Origin of the sequence: Mucilaginibacter sp. SG538B, assembly GCF_013376065.1 — a bacterium.
Taxonomy (GTDB): Bacteria; Bacteroidota; Bacteroidia; order Sphingobacteriales; family Sphingobacteriaceae; genus Mucilaginibacter; species Mucilaginibacter rubeus.
In genome coordinates, this window is sequence record NZ_JABMJI010000001.1 from 1,590,627 (window position 1) to 1,607,548 (window position 16,922).

Consider the following 16,922-nt stretch of genomic DNA (forward strand, 5'->3'; position numbering starts at 1 on the left):
TTTTTTGCTCGAATTAAACGAATTGAGGATTTTATAGAATGTGTCTTTCGTCTTTCCTTTTTACCCTGCCAATTCTTTAATTCTGTAAATTCAGGTTCAGGCAACCTCGATGAAATCACACCGATAGCCACTAACCTCTAATCTCCAGCCACTAACCTCTAACTCACAACAACAAAATATCAATCTGATGCGCATGCACCATGCCTACAACCGGCGACCATGCAAATACCGTAAACCGGCCGTCCTGAGAAGCTACCAGTGCTAAGGCATCTTTTTGGTCGAAGACAAACTGTGCTGCCGCTAAATGCCTTGTACCGCCGTTTTGCGCCGGGTGGATCACCCTGGTTGAGCAACCGACGATAGGCTCGGTCACTACGATCTCTTCAACAGGTGAGCTTTTTGCTGCGCGGCCTATTTTGGCGCCGAAAGCCAGCAGCTCGTGTTTATCATTTATTAGCGTAGCGCCGTCTATCGAGGTTAATCCGCCTATGGTATCAACCGCGCGCCGCATTTTTTCCTGCCATGAGGTGTGGTAACGGTCGATGCCTTCGTGAATCATCAAATCGGTAAGGCCCGAAAACGGAGGATCGACAGGGTAGGAGATCGGGGTAATGATAGATTCGCGCCATTCTTCGTTTCCGGAGGGCACAACTAATAATATGCCGCCACGTTTGTGGGCTTGCATGGAGGTAGCCAGCTGAACTAATACGTTTACCGGATCGTTCCATAGGGATGGTAAAGTAAAATCAAGCATGGCCGAAAGTACATTAGGGCAATCAGAAATGCTGGAGCCATGCTCGTCAACTACTTTAATATCGTCGCCTTTTAATATGGCTATGTTTACAAATTTGCCAAAGCCCTCTATACGGCGATGTTTGATCACTAATAATCCGGGTTCAATTACTTCCAGCACAAAACAATAAGCCGGGATAGCCAGGGTGGTCCCCCAGATGTATAGTTCATCATCTTCTATCCAGATGCCCAAATGGATGCCCGGCTGTTGTACCGCCGAAGCAAATTTGGTGAGGATATTAGGCGCGAGTTTAATTTTACCGCCAAACAACAACGGCTGACCGGCAGCTTCGGGCGGCAAAAAAGCAAGCGTGAATTTTGGCGAAAATCCCTCTTCCCGGCGCAAGCTTGCCCAAAACGAGATATCGATAAGTGATTCAATAGTGGTGCAGCTGGGGGTAGGAGCAAGGTCTATCTCATCGTTATCGGCGAGGGCTTTGGCGTGAAAATGCCTGAAATGCCTTTCGATAATGGTTGCTACTTTACCGGCTGCTTTATATGTAGGTCCTGAACTCAAAGTTTTGGTGGTGTCTTTCATTTAAATACTTATCTCAAAAGTAAAGCTAAAAAAACATGCTAACAAACTAACGCATCAATATTGCAATTGGATGAGCAGGGCTCATCCCAAACTCTCTCCCAAAGAGAGGATTAGGTAGGCCGTTTGTCAACGGTTTATCATACTCATTATCAATTATCTTCCTAAAGTCAGTTGTTGATCCGGGTAAATTTTTTTTGAAACTATTGTAGCAATTTTGCAGCCGGAAACGATAATGTAATCATGAAACTCATATCACACCTCATATCACTCACCCTGCCGGATACCACACCACTGCAGGTATCAGCCCTTTTAAACCTCGGGTTAACTTACGTACAACAAGGTTTCAATAAAGTTTTTCATAAAGCAGTGCGAAACAATCAGCCCTGCGGCGAGCTTCAGCCATGTATGTAAACTGCATTTAATTGCAGATAACGGCAGCCGCACTTATAAATTATAGCTAAATTTGCGCTTAATTATTAAGTATGGATCAGCTAACGGCTGCGGGCAAATCAAAAATGCGGATTGCCAACAGTGTCTTCTTCTTTGTTTCGGGCTTCGGGTATTCTTCATGGGCCTCGCGTATTCCATCCATAAAACATCAGCTTAATTTAAATGAAGCCCAGTTAGGGGTTGTGCTGTTTGCCATGCCTGTTGGCCTGATGCTTACCATGCCTTTAACGGCTAAAATGATCAAGCATTTCAGCAGCCGTATAATGATGCTGATAGGTGCACTGGCCTTTAGCCTGGTGCTTTGCCTCCCCGGTTTTGCAGCTTATATGTGGCAACTGATAGTAGTTTTATTTTTTGTTGGCTCAACCCGTAATATATTAGGTTTATCTATGAACTCGCAGGCCGTGGGGATCCAGGCTTTGTATGATAAATCGATCATGGTAACATTTCATGGCATCTGGAGCCTGGCCGGTTTTGGCGGCGCTGCTGTCGGCTATTTAATGGTATTATTTAACGTGGCTCCTTCATATCATTTATTAGGTGTGGGAGTTGCGATGCTGATCCTCTCGGTAATATTTTATCCCTCAACATATGACTATCAGCCTGCCGAAACACCCAATAAATCGGTGTTTTCCATGCCCGATAAACACTTGCTTAAATTTTCTTTAATATGTTTCGCCTCTATGGCCTGCGAAAACACGCTGTACGACTGGAGCGGTGTTTATTTTGAAAAGGTAGTCCATGCCACCAAATCATTTGCGGAGGCGGGTTTTGTAGTTTACATGGTTACCATGACCATTGGCCGCTTCGCGGGCGATAGGGTAGTATCGGCCATTGGTATAAAAAAGGTGTTAACTTATAGCAGCTCGCTGGTTTTGGCCGGTTTGCTGGTATCTGTGTTTTTACCATATACTTTAACCGTTTATTTGGGCTATGCCATGATAGGCATGGGGGTGTCTTGTATAGTGCCGCTTATTTTTAGCATGGCCGGTAAATCAAAAACAATGAACAGCAGCCAGGCCCTGGCCGCCATATCAACAGTTGGTTACCTGGGCTTTGTTATAGTACCGCCGATAGTTGGTTTTATTGCGCAGGCAGCAAACCTGCAAATAGCCTTTTTTGTTGTTGCCGCCTTTGCTGCCATGATGATATGGCTGGTGCGTAAAATTGAAGATGAGCCCGTGGTATCATAGTTTTGTCATATAAGCTGCTTAGTATTTACGTCAATCCCGTTTTAGCTTATAATTGTGTCATCAAACCCACTGGTTTGATATAACATCTGCAACAAATGAGCACAAACATTACCGAAACCAGCATACAGCCGTCAACAGAATTATTTATCAAAATGGTAGTCTCCAACTGGGAACTGCAAAACAGTCGCCTAAACGGTTTACTCGATAAGTTAACTGACGAAGCTCTTGCTGCCGAAACTGCTCCCGGCCGAAACAGCGGTATTTACCTGCTGGGTCACCTTACTGCTGTTAGCGACGGAATGTTTACCTATTTAGGTTTGGGCGAAAGGCTCTATCCACAGCTGGATCAAATTTTTGTTAAAAATCCGGAAAATTCCGGTTTGGAGAAGCCTTCATTGGCCGAGCTGAAACAGTATTGGGCTAAAGTAAATGAGGTTTTAACCGAAAGAATGAATGCGATGCAGCCCGAAGACTGGTTTAAGCCGCATAGCGCCATCGCGGCAGATGATTTTGCAAAAGAGCCGCACCGTAACAGATTAAATATCCTGATTAATCGTACTATACACCAGGGCTATCATATTGGGCAATTGGTTTACCTGGTAAAGAAATAAGCGTTTACCGACCAGATTTGACTCAAAAGGTTTAATCCATGACAATTGGATGAAACGTTTTTTACAAAGGGATGGTAAATAATCCTTAAAACCGTTATACTTTTGCTTAACACTGTTAAATGATTTAATAGTGTAATCAAAATGGCAAGTAAAGAACGAATTCAGCGCTTAAAAGAGGAAACCCGGGTTAATATCCTGGATGCTGCGCTCCACATAGTTAAACATGAAGGCTGGCAGGCTTTAAGCATGCGTAAGATTGCTGATGTAATTGAGTACACCGCGCCCATTATATATGAATACTTTGCAAATAAGGATGCTATATTAATGGAACTTACCCGCAAAGGCTATTTGATATTAGCAAAGGACATGGAGGAAGCCAAAGAAAAGCACCGCCTGCCCGAAAAGCAATTGGAGGCCATGTGGCTTGCTTACTGGAACTTTGCTTTTGACAATAAGGAACTTTACCAGGTTATGTTTGGCGTACAGATGAACTGTTGCTGCGAAATGGTAAAATCAATGCCCGAAGCCCAGCTCCCTACTACTATGGTTAGCGAGGCTATTATGCAACTGATGGATATAAAAGATATCAATGACGAAATGATCTGCACCAAGTACTATACCTTTTGGTCGGTCGTACACGGTTTGGTATCCATCAACTTACTGAGCAGGGGATTCTCTGACGAAGTTAACCGCCAGGTTTTGAAAGATACCATAGGCGGTATCATCAGGTCGATGAAAGATTAATTCTTTCTGCGGCTTGAAAACTACACTGTTAAATTACCTTACAGTGTTAGGCAATTGTTAAGCACTTTTAAAACAAACTCTTAATACAATGAAAAAGCTCACTCACAACCCTCGCAATCTATTTAACAGTGTTAAACGATTTAACGGTGTTGTAACATCTAATTTATGTAACTGCTGTAATTAGCGTACATCGTTTCGGTATATCGTCATGAAAAATCGTGAAAATAACGATATAAGGCATTGGAAATAAATATTATAAATATAAGTAATTGATAGTCAGTTTAATTATATAACTGGCATCTCAATTGAAAATGATCGGCAACAATAAAACAATGAAAACAATCAAATCATCATATATCACAAGCCCAACGGCTTTTTCTAATCCTATTCATTCACCACTCTTAAAATCATCACTCATGAAAACACTCCTTTTAGCAGCAGTTGCAGCTTTAACATTATACGGATGTTCATCTGCACCGCAGGCTCCAACAGCACCTCCACCGCCAGCCTTACCGGTTGCTTCTATAGTATCAGGTACCGAAACTACTTACCAGGAATATCCTGCTTCAATTGAAGGTGCCGTTAACGTAGAGATCAGGCCACAGGTAAGCGGTACTTTAGATAAAGTATTTGTTGACGAAGGCGCTTTCGTATCTGCCGGGCAGCCAATATTTAAAATTAACGAACAACCATACCGTGCGGCTTTAAATAACGCATTAGCAAGCTTACACGTCGCCGAAGCAGCACATGTAAATGCGCAACTGGAAGTTGAAAAATTAACTCCGCTTGTAGCTAATAAAGTAGTTTCTGACTACCAGCTAAAAACGGCTAAAGCAGCAGCTGATGTAGCGAAAGCCAACATCGAATCGGCTAAAGCTAACGTAGCTACCGCGCAGATCAATTTGGGTTACACCTTAATAAAAGCTCCCGTAAGCGGTTATATCGGTCTGCTTGCTAAGAAACAAGGTAGCCTTGTTGCTCCTGCGGATGTTGCTCCACTAACTCAATTATCAGATGTTCATGATGTACACGTTTACTTTTCATTGGGCGAAAAAGATTTTGTTGCCTTTAAAGAACAATATCCCGGCGCTAACCTGAAAGATAAATTGAAAAATGTACCATCAGTATCATTATTGTTAGCTGATAATACAGAATATGCTAAACAAGGTAAAATTGATATTGTAGACGGTCAGTTTGATAAAAACACCGGCGCTATCACTTTAAGGGCAAATTTCTCAAACCCTGACGGTCTTTTACGCTCTGGTAATACCGGCAAGATCCGTTTAAGCCTGAGTCATAAAGATGCTTTGATCGTTCCGGAAGCTTCAACTATCGAAATGCAGGATAAAGTATTTGTATTTGTAGTTGGCGATAGCAGCAAAGTGAAAAAACAACCTATCGACATAATTGGTAAATCGGGCGATCACTACCTGGTTAAAGATAAAGAAGCCATTAAAGCCGGCGACCAGATCGTGTTAGAGGGCATTGATAAATTACAGGAAGGCATGGTTATCCAGCCTCAAAAAGCTGCAGATAAAGTAGCCGCTGTAGTTAAGAAATAATACATACACTTAAACTTTAAAGTCATGTTTCAGAAATTTATAGAAAGACCGGTACTCTCAACTGTTATCTCCATATTGTTGGTGATAGTGGGTGTGCTTGGTTTAACAAAACTGCCCTTAGAGCGGTTTCCTAATATTGCCCCTCCGTCGGTATTAGTATCAGCCGTGTATCCGGGTGCCAATGCCGAAACTATTTTACGTTCCGTTACGCCTTCCTTAGAAGAAGCGATCAATGGTGTGGAAAATATGACCTATATGACCTCTACCGCCAGTAATGACGGTACATTGGGTATCACCGTTTACTTTAAACAGGGTACTAACCCCGACCAGGCAGCGGTAAACGTTCAAAACCGTGTTTCACAGGCTTCAAGCCAGTTGCCAGCCGAGGTTTTGCAATATGGTATTACAACTACCAAACAGCAAAACAGCTTTATCGGTGCTATGGCCATCTACTCTGAAGACCCCAAAAAATACGATCAAACCTTTGTAGCCAACTATGCGCAGATCAATATCGTTCCGGAAATTAAACGTATTCCGGGTGTAGGTTCTGCCAGTATCTTTGGTGGTATTAAGGATTATTCAATGCGTGTTTGGCTAAATCCTACCCAAATGGCAACTTACAATGTTACACCGGCCGAAGTAACCGCCGCTATACAGGACAAAAACCTTGAAGCAGCACCAGGTAAATTTGGCGAGCGCAGCAACGAAGCATTTGAGTATGTAATTAAATATAAAGGTAAACTTACCAAACCAGAGGAGTACCAGAACATCGCCATCCGTGCTAATGCAGATGGTTCTGTATTGCGTTTAAAAGACGTAGCACGTGTTGAACTGGGTGCTTATTCATACAATAGTGTTAGTAACCTGAATGGCCACGATGGTATTATCATCGGTATTATCCAATTGTCAGGTTCAAATGCCAACGAAATCCAGATCGCTATCGACAACCTGATGGTGAAATTATCTAAAGATTTCCCTGTCGGGATTAAATACAACCAGTTCTATCGTACTAAAACCGATCTTGACGAGTCTATCAACCAGGTTGAGCATACGTTAGTTGAGGCCTTCATCCTTGTATTTATCGTAGTATTTATATTCCTGCAGGATTTCAGATCAACATTGATTCCGGCTATAGCGGTTCCGGTTGCTATTATCGGTACGTTCTTCTTCATGAACCTGTTTGGATTCTCGGTTAACTTGTTGACACTGTTTGCGTTGGTATTGGCTATTGGTATTGTGGTGGATGATGCCATTGTGGTAGTGGAGGCGGTGCATGCCAAAATGGAGCATGACCCAAGCCTAACCCCTAAGGCTGCAACTACGGAGGCCATGCACGAAATTACGGGTGCTATTATATCCATTACGCTGGTTATGGCGGCGGTGTTTTTACCGGTGAGCTTCATGACGGGCTCAACAGGTATCTTCTATCGCCAGTTTGCCTTAACCATGGCTATATCTATCATTATATCGGCTGTTAACGCTTTAACTTTAAGCCCGGCTTTGGCTGCGTTATTCTTAAAGAATAAACATAGCGAAAACGGTCATAACGCACCTAAGAAAAGCTTCGTAGAGAAATTTTACGCGGGCTTCAATGGTGGCTTCAATTATATGACCAACAGGTATGTTGGCGGCTTGAAAATTTTGATCCGTAACAAATGGATCAGTATGGCCGGCCTTGCCTTAGTAGTTGTTGCTACAGTTTACATGGTAAACAAAACCAAAACAGGCTTTATTCCTACCGAGGACCAGGGCTTTGTGGCGATAGCAGTAAATACACCATCAGGTACTTCATTAGCAGGAACTAACAAAACCTTTAAACTGGCTGAGGATCAGTTGAAAACATTGCCATCTGCGCGATTTGTTACCGCCTTGTCGGGTTTTAACTTCTTAACACAATCCAGCAGCCCGTCGGCAGGTGTTATCTTCCTGTTGTTAAAGCCTACTGAAGAAAGGGGAGAAGTTAAGAATATTGATGCTATCCAGAATATTGTTAGGGGCAAATTAGCAGGCATACCAGGTGGTACGTTCTTCGTGTTCAGCTTTCCAACCGTTCCTGGTTTCAGCAACGTGGAAGCGCTTGACGTAATGCTGCAGGATAAAACCAACGGCAGGCTGGATAAATTTAGCGGCGTCGCCAATAACTTTATCATGAAACTGATGCAAAAGCCGGCTGTTGCTTTCGCCTTTACTTCATACAAAGCTGATTACCCTCAGTTACAATTAGAGGTTGATGACGAAAAAGCCAATCAGTTGGGCGTAAGTGTTAAGGATATCCTGTCAACTATGCAGGCTTATTTCGGTACCGCACAGGCATCAGACTTTAACCGCTTTGGTAAATACTACCGCGTGGTTGTTCAGGCTGATATTGCCGACAGGACAGATCCATCGGCAATTGACCGTGTGTTTGTTAAAAACAAATCGGGCGAAAATGTGCCGATCAACACCCTGGTTAAATTAACCCGTGTGTATGGTTCAGAAACTGCTTCACGTTACAACTTGTTCAACTCTATCGAAATAAATGCTATCCCTAAACCGGGCTACAGCTCTGGTGATGCCATCAAAGCGATTGAGGAAACAGCTAAGGAGCAATTGCCGCAAGGTTTTGCATATGAGTTTACCGGCCAAACCCGCGAGGAGATTGCTTCAAGTGGTCAGTCGACTGTGATCTTCCTGTTATGTTTGGTGTTTGTATACTTCCTGCTGTCTGCACAGTATGAAAGTTATATCCTGCCATTGGCGGTAATACTTTCAATACCTACAGGTTTATTCGGGGTATTCATTGTGTTAGGCTTAACCGGTATCGAAAACAACATCTATGTGCAGGTTGCGCTAATCATGCTTATCGGTTTGTTAGCGAAGAACGCGATCCTGATCGTAGAGTTCGCGGTACAGCGGCGAAGGGCAGGGCATGGACTGGTTCAGTCGGCTATCGAAGCTGCTCAGCTCCGTATCCGTCCAATCATCATGACCTCCATGGCCTTCGTATTCGGTTTATTCCCGATGAGTATCGCTACCGGCCCATCTGCACAGGGTAACCACTCTATCAGTATTGGTGCAGCAGGCGGGATGGTTTCAGGCGTATTGTTAGGTTTATTTATCATACCTGTACTATACGTGATATTCCAGGGCTTGCAGGAACGCATTAGTGGCAAACCTAAGCCGCTTGCCGCTGCCGGCGACCATGGTAAAGATGCTGTAGTTTTAGAAAACGAATATTCAGCTTAATCAATCAAAACATCAACTAAAACTATCACGGCCTTTAAAATCCGTGATAGTTTAAAAAAGATATAACAATGAAAAATATAATAGGCAGTTTGGCTTTAGCACTGGTAGTGCTGGCAGGCTGTAAAGTTTCAAAAGATGTTGCTACGCCAAAGGACGCGCAACCTGAAGCTTTCAGGAACGCGGTTACCACCGGCGATACCAGCAGCATTGCCGACTTGCAATGGAAAAACTTTTTTACCGATGCTGCTCTTCAAAAGCTGATTGACAGTGCCATCGTTAAAAATTACGATATGCAAGTGGCCGTAAAAAATATCGAAGCTGCGCAATTACAGTTTAAACAAGTTAAATGGAACTATGTACCATCTGTTGGTTTAAATGTTACGGCAAGCAGCAACCGTCCATCTGATAACAGTGTTACCGGGCTAAGCATTAAACAGTTTAACATTGGTACAAAACATGTTGAAGATTACAACGCCAACCTTTCACTTTCATGGGAGGCTGATATCTGGGGTAAAATTCGCAGTCAAAACCGTGAAGCTTTGGCCCAGTACCTGCAAACTAACGAAGCTAAAAGGGCTATCCAAACCAACATCGTATCAAGTGTATCACAAGGTTACTATAACTTGCTGATGCTCGACGAGCAACTGGAGATAGCTAAGAAGAACGTAAAACTGAATGACAGTACATTGCGCATCATCAAATTGCAGTACGATGCCGGCCAGGTGACACTTTTAGGTGTTCAGCAGGCACAGGCCCAGTTAGAAGCTGCTGCGCAATTGGTTCCTCAGTTTGAACGCGATATCAATGTTCAGGAGAATGGCTTGAGCATATTGGCAGGTAGGTTACCTGACGCCATTGAACGTAGCGCTAAACTTAATGATATTACTTTCCCCGAAACACTTTCGGCAGGCGTACCATCAGCAATGGTGAGCCGCAGGCCAGATGTACGCAGTTCGGAGTTGGCTTTAAATATAGCTAACGCGAGGGTTGGTATCGCTAAAGCCCAGCTTTACCCTTCATTAACTATAACCGGTCAGGGTGGTTTAAACTCATTTAAATCAAGCAACTGGTTTAATATTCCGGCTTCATTGTTTGGTACAGTAGCAGGTGGTATAGCGCAACCGTTGTTACAACATAAACAACTGCGCACCCAATATGAAGTTGCCAAAGTTGACCGCGAAAAAACCGTGATCCAATTCCGTCAATCTGTATTAAATGCGGTTGGCGAAGTATCTGACGCTTTGGTAAGGCTCCAAAAGCTTAAAGAGCAACAAACTATCGCAGCTAACCGCGTTAAAACATTGCAACAAGCTACAAGCAATGCGAGCATGTTGTTTAAAAACGGGCTTGCTACCTATCTTGAGGTGATTACTGCGCAAGGTAATGTATTGCAAGGTGAGCTTGAATTAGCATCTATTAAAATGGCTCAACTTAGTGCCAACGCTGAGCTTTATCGCTCATTAGGCGGCGGCTGGAAATAAGCTTTATCTACCCCCGTGAAAACGGAAAACGGCTGATCAGAAATCCTGATCGGCCGTTTTGCATGTTAGGGATTTGTCTTTCCCTGCATTTTATTGCGCCTCCCTTTTTTTACTGATGTTATATATTCATTTATAATCAGCAATAAAACAGGCAGCAGCAAACCTGTCAGTAAAGCAAAAAAATATACTAATAATGATTTGGAGATCATTGATTCCCGCGTGTGCCACGTTTCATTTATAATGAGCCTTGGCCCGGGATTTTGCCTGCCTGAGCCATGTAACAGCCTGTTATACTGTTGTTGCTTACTTTCAATTACAGCGTTTATTTGGGCGATAGAATCATTCAATTGCAGCGATAAAAATGATGCTATTGATTTTGAATCTTTTGGTTGATCCACATCTTTTGGTTGCACACTATCTTGAGGTTGCTCAACATCTTTTGGTTGATCAATGTACTTAAGTTGGCGGACATCTTTAATTTGATGAGCATTTCTGATTTTCTGTTCTTTTACCGTTATGCTGTTAACAAGTGCTTCTTTTATTGAATTAAGTTCGAGTTTGAAAGCGTAAACGCTTGCATCAGCATTGTCCGAATCCTGCATTACCCGCTGTTTATTGAGTTGCGCTTTATTAAAATCCTTTATGAGTGCTTCGATACGGTAATCGCTAACCTGATGATTATCCGGTATAATAACAAAAGCGTCATTAGGTTTCAAGGCGTATGTTTTAACGGCAGTAAGCGCATTTAGGCCGGCTCTTTCTTTTTCAGTCAATGCAGTCTTTACCGTCACCAGTACCGGAATAGCTCTCGGCTTTGGCATTTGCCTTGGTTTTTTGATGTTGTTCAGTATGGCTTGCTGTTCATGATATTTATCGGCCATTGCTTTATAGTATGCTATACTATCGTTTAATTTAAGAAGTAACATGGTATCAATAACCGCCGGTTTAGTGGGTGAGCTTGGTTTGGCATATTGGGCATTAATAATTTCTACAAGTTTGTTCAAAAAATCATGCCCCTTTTGAGCATTATTCGCGTTTATGCTCAATTCAAAATTGCTATTGCTCAAAATTTTCGCACGCATACTATTGCTAAATTGTTCAGTTAAATCGGCGGAGGAAGTGAGTTTTACAATCAGCGGTAGTTGTATGGGTTTAAAGGCAGGCCCTTTTATTATGGTATAGCGTAAAGATCCGTGTTTAACCGGGTGGTATAAAGGTACATCTGTGAGTACATTATTCTGATCAATCCTGCAAACGCTGCCATTAATTAAATTGATGGTGATCTCAACAGGAGCAGTATAGAAGTTGCTCTTTCCAGATATAAGCTTAATGGGTAATGAATCCCCGTAAATCTCTTTTGTTGTAAAAGTTCCCTTATGATAATAACTTACCTGGAGCCCCAATGCATTGACCGCTTTTTTTATCGTGGTTTCAGAGCGCAACTCGTTAATTGCTGTCGTTAATAGTTCCCAATCGCCGGAAGCATCCAACTCTACGCTCACTTTGTATTTAGGGGATGAAAAAAGTAAATAAACTGAAGCTGCTAAAACAACAATTACTACCGAAGCAATCACGAAATATCTGTTGCGGAATAACAGGCCAGAAATATTCCTTCCCGCCCTTTTGATGCGAGCCTGGTTCATAGGATGCAATACTTGTGCTGATGTAAATTGCTGTAATTTAGTAATTTGCAATTTATCCAGAACGCTCGTTTTGTGATTGTTCTTCGCGCTGTGGTAATTTTAGTAACGCTTTACATGTTGTTATAGCTAACTCTACAATCGTATCTCAAAAATTGTGAAGCAATTTATACAACTCCCGGAACGCATTAACAGGTGATTTCATGACCTCACGGATAAAACCTGCCTGGTTGCAGCAGTTAAACACTTTGTTACAAACAAATTACCGGGTTTTTCAAAGAAAATTCATATCATAGCAGCCCCAAACTATTTGAGTTGTTTTTAAATGAAATTTAAGATCGTACTTGTATTTATTTTGTTTTCCGGATACGTACGGGCGCAAAATGTCAATATAATCCCGCAGCCCAAGTCTGTTGTTAATGGTACAGGGCAGTTTACTTTTAGTAATCACAGTACCGTTGGTGTAAATGATGCTTCGTTGTTGCCAATAGCCCGTTACTTCCAAAAACAGGTAAGCCTGTCGGCCGGTTTTACGCTTGCCGTTGATAATAAAGATGCAGGCAGTGTTATTCATTTGTTGTTAACCAACGGCGATCCCGCCGCGGGGGCATATTCCTTAAAAATTGTTGCCAATGAAATTACCATTTCTTCGTCAAACCGTGATGGGGTGTTTTATGGGATGATCTCTTTGCTGCAAATGATCAAAGACCAGCCCCGGGGCGAAACCATCAGCTTAGCGTCTTTAACCATTACCGATACCCCGCGCTATCAATGGCGGGGTCTGATGCTCGACGAATCCCGCCATTTTTTCGGGATGGAAAAAGTTAAGCAGATCCTTGACTGGATGGCTTACTATAAGCTGAATAAATTTCACTGGCATTTAACCGATGCCCAGGGCTGGCGTTTGGAGATAAAAAAATATCCTAAGCTGACACTGATTGGCGGAATCGGTAATTACAGTGATTCAATTGCCGATCCTCAATATTATACCCAAACACAGATCAAAGAGATCATTGCTTATGCCGCGGAAAGGTTTATAACTGTGATCCCCGAAATTGATATGCCGGGCCATGCTACAGCGGCCAACAAAGCTTATCCGCAGTTTAGCGGCGGCAGTGTTGAAGGATACCCTAATTTTACCTTTAATCCTGCAATCGATAGCACTTACCAGTTTCTTGGTAACATCATTAAGGAAACCAGCACGCTTTTTCCTTCTAAAATGATCCATTTGGGTGGTGATGAAGTGGCTTTGGGTGTTAAAGCCTGGTCGCTTAACCCTTCAATAGCCGGGTTTATGCAGAAAAATAATTTTGCCGATGTAGGCGAGCTGGAGCGTTATTTCTTTAAGCGCGTAGCCGACACTGCCATAAACGCAGGTAATAAAGTATTGGCCTGGGATGAAGCTACCGGAACAAACCTGCCGGCTGATAAAACTATTATCTTTTGGTGGAGGCAAAATTTACCGGGCCAGCTGCATTTAGCCGTTCAAAAAGGCTACCAGGTAGTGCTTTGTCCGCGCCTGCCTATGTATTTTGATTTTGTGCAGGATGCTGATCATATCTCGGGCCGCAGGTGGAAAGGTGTGTATAATACCGTGGGTAGCGTTTATGGTTTTCCTGAAAGGCAGATGCAGAATAACGAAGACCTGCAGTCAAAACAGATCATTGGTGTACAGGCCAATGTCTGGACTGAAATGATCGGCTCTGAAAAGCGCCTTGATTTTATGCTGTTTCCGCGTATAGCCGGTTTGGCCGAAGCTGGATGGACAGCCCCTGAGCTTAAGGACGAAGAAGCTTTCAATAACCGTTTAAAAGCAAGTATCAAAATCTACGATGCAGCTAACATCTATTATTTTAATCCTTTTGATAAGTTTTTCCATGATGAGGCTATTGATTTTGGTCCGAAGATCAGGAAAATGGAGAGACCGGCAGATCAGAATATAGAAGATGAAGGATACCGCCCGAGGAGAAGACATGGAAAGTCTTCAAAAAGAACCTCTCATTCATCAAAACATTCTTCTTCATCAAAGCATTCGTCCTCTAAGAAGTCATCATCTTCAAAAAAGTCTTCTTCTTCAGGTAAAAGCAAAAAATCATCTCATAAAAAAAGGAAATAAGCCCCTGACAGGTTATTTCCTTTTTGAAGTTACTTCCGGATATTATTATCTGTACGAAGATAAGTGCGTAGTTTTAATACTGAGGACAAACGATTTGCCAACGCTTATCTTTACATTTTTATCCTTTAAAATCGCTTTAACAGCTTCATCGGCTTTAAGGAGTTCGTACAAATCGCGCGCCACTGCCGATCCGCTGATGTTGTTGGTGACCTTGCCGTTTTCGATATTGATATTAAAGGTATAACCGGATTTCCCCTTGCTGCCGGCCGCTTCAAAATCAGTTATATTTAACTTAAACTGCTGCTCGTCTTGCAGACTTCTTTTCAAGTGCAGGCGTATTACAGGCATGTACTTTTGCCACGTGCTTAAATAATTTCTTTCGTCCATAATAGTGTTTGTAAAAGCGAAAGCCCTCGTAAAGTATTTATACAAGGGCTTCGGTTATCGGGTTAAAGAGGTTGTTACACCTCCCGTCATTAATAGTTCTCAATAAATCAGCTTAATGTAACGGCCAATTTTTATAAGTTTCAAAGTTACCTAAATAAAACGGGTAAACAGGCAGCATGTTATAGTTTGTTTTAATACCCCATTAAATTATAAAGCGTTTTTTGGATAAATTGTAGTGGTAAATTAGGGGTATGGTTGCCGCTTTTAGGCCAGGGTTACTAACTGTCGGTTTATAAATACTGTAAATTGCATTGATCATTAAACTGCATTTACATGAATTCATTTGTTCGCCGAATTATCCTGTCAGCTTTTTTTTCGCTGTTTTGCTATCTGTGTAAAGCGAATCCTGTTTTTTACATGAACCAGGTAGGGTATGATGCCCGGGGAGCAAAAACTGTTGTTGTGCGTTGCGACACCAAACTTGTGCCGGGTATACTTTTCGCGTTACAAAACTCAAATGGTAATGCTGTATATATTGCTCCGTTAAATGGCCCGTTAAAGGTTGAGGAATGGGACAAGGACGGATATTTTTACCAGGCTGACTTTTCGGAATTCAAAGCGGAGGGAAAATACAGGGTTTACATTGGTACTAAAGATTTTCATTCCCAATCCGATTGGTTTCAGATCAAGGAAAACGCACTGGCAGTAACTACCATCCCATCGGTATTAAGCTACTATAACAAGCAGCGGGCTAACACACCAACGGAGCTGCAGGCCGACGCAGCCGTTCAGCTTTATGGCAGCCATAAAACAGTTGACCTGCGCGGCGGCTGGTGCGATGCGTCGGGCGATGTAAGCAAATACTTTTCGCATTTGGCTTATGCTAATTTTATGTCGCCCCAGCAAATACCGTTGGTAACCTGGTCAATGATCAATACAATGCAAACCGCGCCGGGTTTGTTAAATAAACTGGGGATTTATGATGGCATGATGAATGAAGCACTTTGGGGGGCCGACTACATGATGCGCGCCCTGTCAAAAGACGATTATTTTTACATGATCGTATTCAGCTATTTTAATAAAGATCCTAAAGCCAGGCGTGTTGTAGGGTTAAAAGCAAACAGCGTTACAACAGATGAGTACCAGGCTGCTTTTCGAGAAGGAGGTGGGATGGCTATTGCATCGTTGGCGCGAATCTCGCAACTGAAAAAAGACGGTGACTTTAAGTCGGCGGAATATCTTGCCGCTGCCAAACGGGCTTTCGCGCACTTGCTGGCAAACAATACCCAATATGATGACGACGGCAAGGAAAATATCATTGACGACTATTGTGCCCTGATGGCTGCTACCGAATTGTGGATTGCTACCGATAGTTCCCTTTATCGTGATGAAGCCCGAAAACGCGCGCTAAGTTTGAACAAGCGAATGAGCCCCGCGGGGTATTTTATTGCTGACGACGGCGACAGGCCTTTCTGGCACGCAGCAGATGCCGGCTTACCCGTTATTGCTTTATGCAGGTACCTGGATAAGGAGCAAGAAGCTGATGAGCGGTCCAATGCATTATCAACCATAAAAAAAGCACTGGATTATAACCTGAAGGTAACCGCTAATGTGGATAATCCGTTTGGCTACGCCCGCCAATCTTTTAAGTTTAAAGGTGCTGTAAAAGAGGGCTTTTTTATCCCGCATGAAAATGAAACCGGCTGGTGGTGGCAGGGAGAAAATGCGCGCCTGGGCTCGCTGGCTGCCGCGGTATTAGTAGGAGGAAGATTGGTTTATCCTGAAAAAGGCGGCTGGGGCATAAAAAGAGAACTGGCAGAGTATGCATCGCACCAGATAGCCTGGATTTTAGGTTGTAACCCTTATCAAATGTGCTTTATGTACCAGTATGGTAAAAACAATGTGCCTTACATGAGTTCAAATTTCGGCCATGGATCGGGCAAGGGTGGGATTTCTAACGGAATCACCGGTAAAAAGGAGAACCCGGACGGCAGCGGTATCGATTTTAAAATAAAAGACAACGGCAACGAATGGCGATGGACAGAACAATGGTTACCTCATGCCGCCTGGTATTTGCAGGCCGTTACCGCTATGGCTGTGCGGCAGTAATTGGGAGCTGTCATTTTTTATACCTCAAATTGTCATATTTACTACCCGGCGCCTTATCTTCATACTGATAAGTT

General features: G+C 42.8%; 12 protein-coding genes. 9 read left to right on the top strand and 3 right to left on the bottom strand.

Going from position 1 to position 16,922, the window contains the following annotated elements:
* Positions 1-163: 163 nt before the first annotated feature.
* Entirely contained in the window at positions 164-1,330 is a 1,167-nt protein-coding gene (locus FHW88_RS06400) for a putative sensor domain DACNV-containing protein (protein ID WP_090524769.1), read from the bottom strand.
* A gap of 240 nt (positions 1,331-1,570) precedes the next feature.
* Here FHW88_RS06400 and FHW88_RS06405 point away from each other — a divergent pair, with 240 nt between their 5' ends.
* The 7 genes from FHW88_RS06405 to FHW88_RS06435 all read left to right on the top strand — a co-directional run bounded on the left by FHW88_RS06405 (position 1,571) and on the right by FHW88_RS06435 (position 10,596).
* Positions 1,571-1,741, top strand: coding sequence for a hypothetical protein (locus FHW88_RS06405; protein ID WP_175489912.1), 171 nt, complete (start codon positions 1,571-1,573; stop codon positions 1,739-1,741).
* Between the two features lie 71 nt (positions 1,742-1,812).
* Positions 1,813-2,973 carry an MFS transporter gene (locus FHW88_RS06410; RefSeq protein WP_090524771.1) on the top strand — a complete coding sequence of 387 codons (1,161 nt, stop codon included), beginning with the start codon at positions 1,813-1,815 and terminating at the stop codon, positions 2,971-2,973.
* Positions 2,974-3,068: 95 nt separating this feature from the next.
* Positions 3,069-3,584 (top strand): DinB family protein, encoded by a 516-nt coding sequence (locus FHW88_RS06415; protein ID WP_176623994.1) that lies wholly within the window; start codon positions 3,069-3,071, stop codon positions 3,582-3,584.
* A 141-nt stretch (positions 3,585-3,725) separates the two neighbouring features.
* On the top strand, positions 3,726-4,328 hold the full coding sequence (locus FHW88_RS06420) for a TetR/AcrR family transcriptional regulator (protein ID WP_090524775.1): 603 nt from the start codon (positions 3,726-3,728) through the stop codon (positions 4,326-4,328).
* Positions 4,329-4,744: 416 nt separating this feature from the next.
* A complete protein-coding gene (locus FHW88_RS06425) occupies positions 4,745-5,890 on the top strand; it encodes an efflux RND transporter periplasmic adaptor subunit (protein ID WP_176623996.1) in 1,146 nt (381 codons plus the stop codon).
* Positions 5,891-5,914: 24 nt separating this feature from the next.
* Entirely contained in the window at positions 5,915-9,115 is a 3,201-nt protein-coding gene (locus tag FHW88_RS06430) for an efflux RND transporter permease subunit (RefSeq protein WP_176623998.1), read from the top strand.
* Positions 9,116-9,183: 68 nt separating this feature from the next.
* Positions 9,184-10,596 (top strand): efflux transporter outer membrane subunit, encoded by a 1,413-nt coding sequence (locus FHW88_RS06435; protein WP_176624000.1) that lies wholly within the window; start codon positions 9,184-9,186, stop codon positions 10,594-10,596.
* 65 nt (positions 10,597-10,661) lie between these two features.
* On the opposite strand, the gene FHW88_RS06440 is transcribed toward FHW88_RS06435, so the two are convergent.
* Positions 10,662-12,239 carry a hypothetical protein gene (locus FHW88_RS06440; protein ID WP_176624002.1) on the bottom strand — a complete coding sequence of 526 codons (1,578 nt, stop codon included), beginning with the start codon at positions 12,237-12,239 and terminating at the stop codon, positions 10,662-10,664.
* Between the two features lie 322 nt (positions 12,240-12,561).
* On the opposite strand from FHW88_RS06440, the gene FHW88_RS06445 reads away from it, so the two are divergent.
* On the top strand, positions 12,562-14,352 hold the full coding sequence (locus FHW88_RS06445; RefSeq protein WP_176624004.1) for a beta-N-acetylhexosaminidase: 1,791 nt from the start codon (positions 12,562-12,564) through the stop codon (positions 14,350-14,352).
* A 45-nt stretch (positions 14,353-14,397) separates the two neighbouring features.
* Here FHW88_RS06445 and FHW88_RS06450 read toward each other — a convergent pair whose 3' ends face one another.
* A complete protein-coding gene (locus tag FHW88_RS06450; RefSeq protein WP_176624006.1) occupies positions 14,398-14,739 on the bottom strand; it encodes a hypothetical protein in 342 nt (113 codons plus the stop codon).
* 333 nt (positions 14,740-15,072) lie between these two features.
* Between FHW88_RS06450 and FHW88_RS06455 the strand changes: the two genes are divergently transcribed.
* Complete coding sequence (locus FHW88_RS06455) at positions 15,073-16,848, top strand: glycoside hydrolase family 9 protein (RefSeq protein ID WP_176624008.1); 1,776 nt, start codon at positions 15,073-15,075, stop codon at positions 16,846-16,848.
* Positions 16,849-16,922 lie beyond the last annotated feature (74 nt).

Bases quoted from the DNA above. Each gene is read 5' to 3' on its own strand.
- FHW88_RS06405 (WP_175489912.1), top strand. From the start codon at position 1,571: ATGAAACTCATATCACACCTCATATCACTCACCCTGCCGGATACCACA.
- FHW88_RS06440 (WP_176624002.1), bottom strand. From the start codon at position 12,239: ATGAACCAGGCTCGCATCAAAAGGGCGGGAAGGAATATTTCTGGCCTG.
- FHW88_RS06430 (WP_176623998.1), top strand. From the start codon at position 5,915: ATGTTTCAGAAATTTATAGAAAGACCGGTACTCTCAACTGTTATCTCC.
- FHW88_RS06450 (WP_176624006.1), bottom strand. From the start codon at position 14,739: ATGGACGAAAGAAATTATTTAAGCACGTGGCAAAAGTACATGCCTGTA.
- FHW88_RS06400 (WP_090524769.1), bottom strand. From the start codon at position 1,330: ATGAAAGACACCACCAAAACTTTGAGTTCAGGACCTACATATAAAGCA.
- FHW88_RS06415 (WP_176623994.1), top strand. From the start codon at position 3,069: ATGAGCACAAACATTACCGAAACCAGCATACAGCCGTCAACAGAATTA.
- FHW88_RS06410 (WP_090524771.1), top strand. From the start codon at position 1,813: ATGGATCAGCTAACGGCTGCGGGCAAATCAAAAATGCGGATTGCCAAC.
- FHW88_RS06455 (WP_176624008.1), top strand. From the start codon at position 15,073: ATGAATTCATTTGTTCGCCGAATTATCCTGTCAGCTTTTTTTTCGCTG.
- FHW88_RS06425 (WP_176623996.1), top strand. From the start codon at position 4,745: ATGAAAACACTCCTTTTAGCAGCAGTTGCAGCTTTAACATTATACGGA.
- FHW88_RS06420 (WP_090524775.1), top strand. From the start codon at position 3,726: ATGGCAAGTAAAGAACGAATTCAGCGCTTAAAAGAGGAAACCCGGGTT.
- FHW88_RS06435 (WP_176624000.1), top strand. From the start codon at position 9,184: ATGAAAAATATAATAGGCAGTTTGGCTTTAGCACTGGTAGTGCTGGCA.
- FHW88_RS06445 (WP_176624004.1), top strand. From the start codon at position 12,562: ATGAAATTTAAGATCGTACTTGTATTTATTTTGTTTTCCGGATACGTA.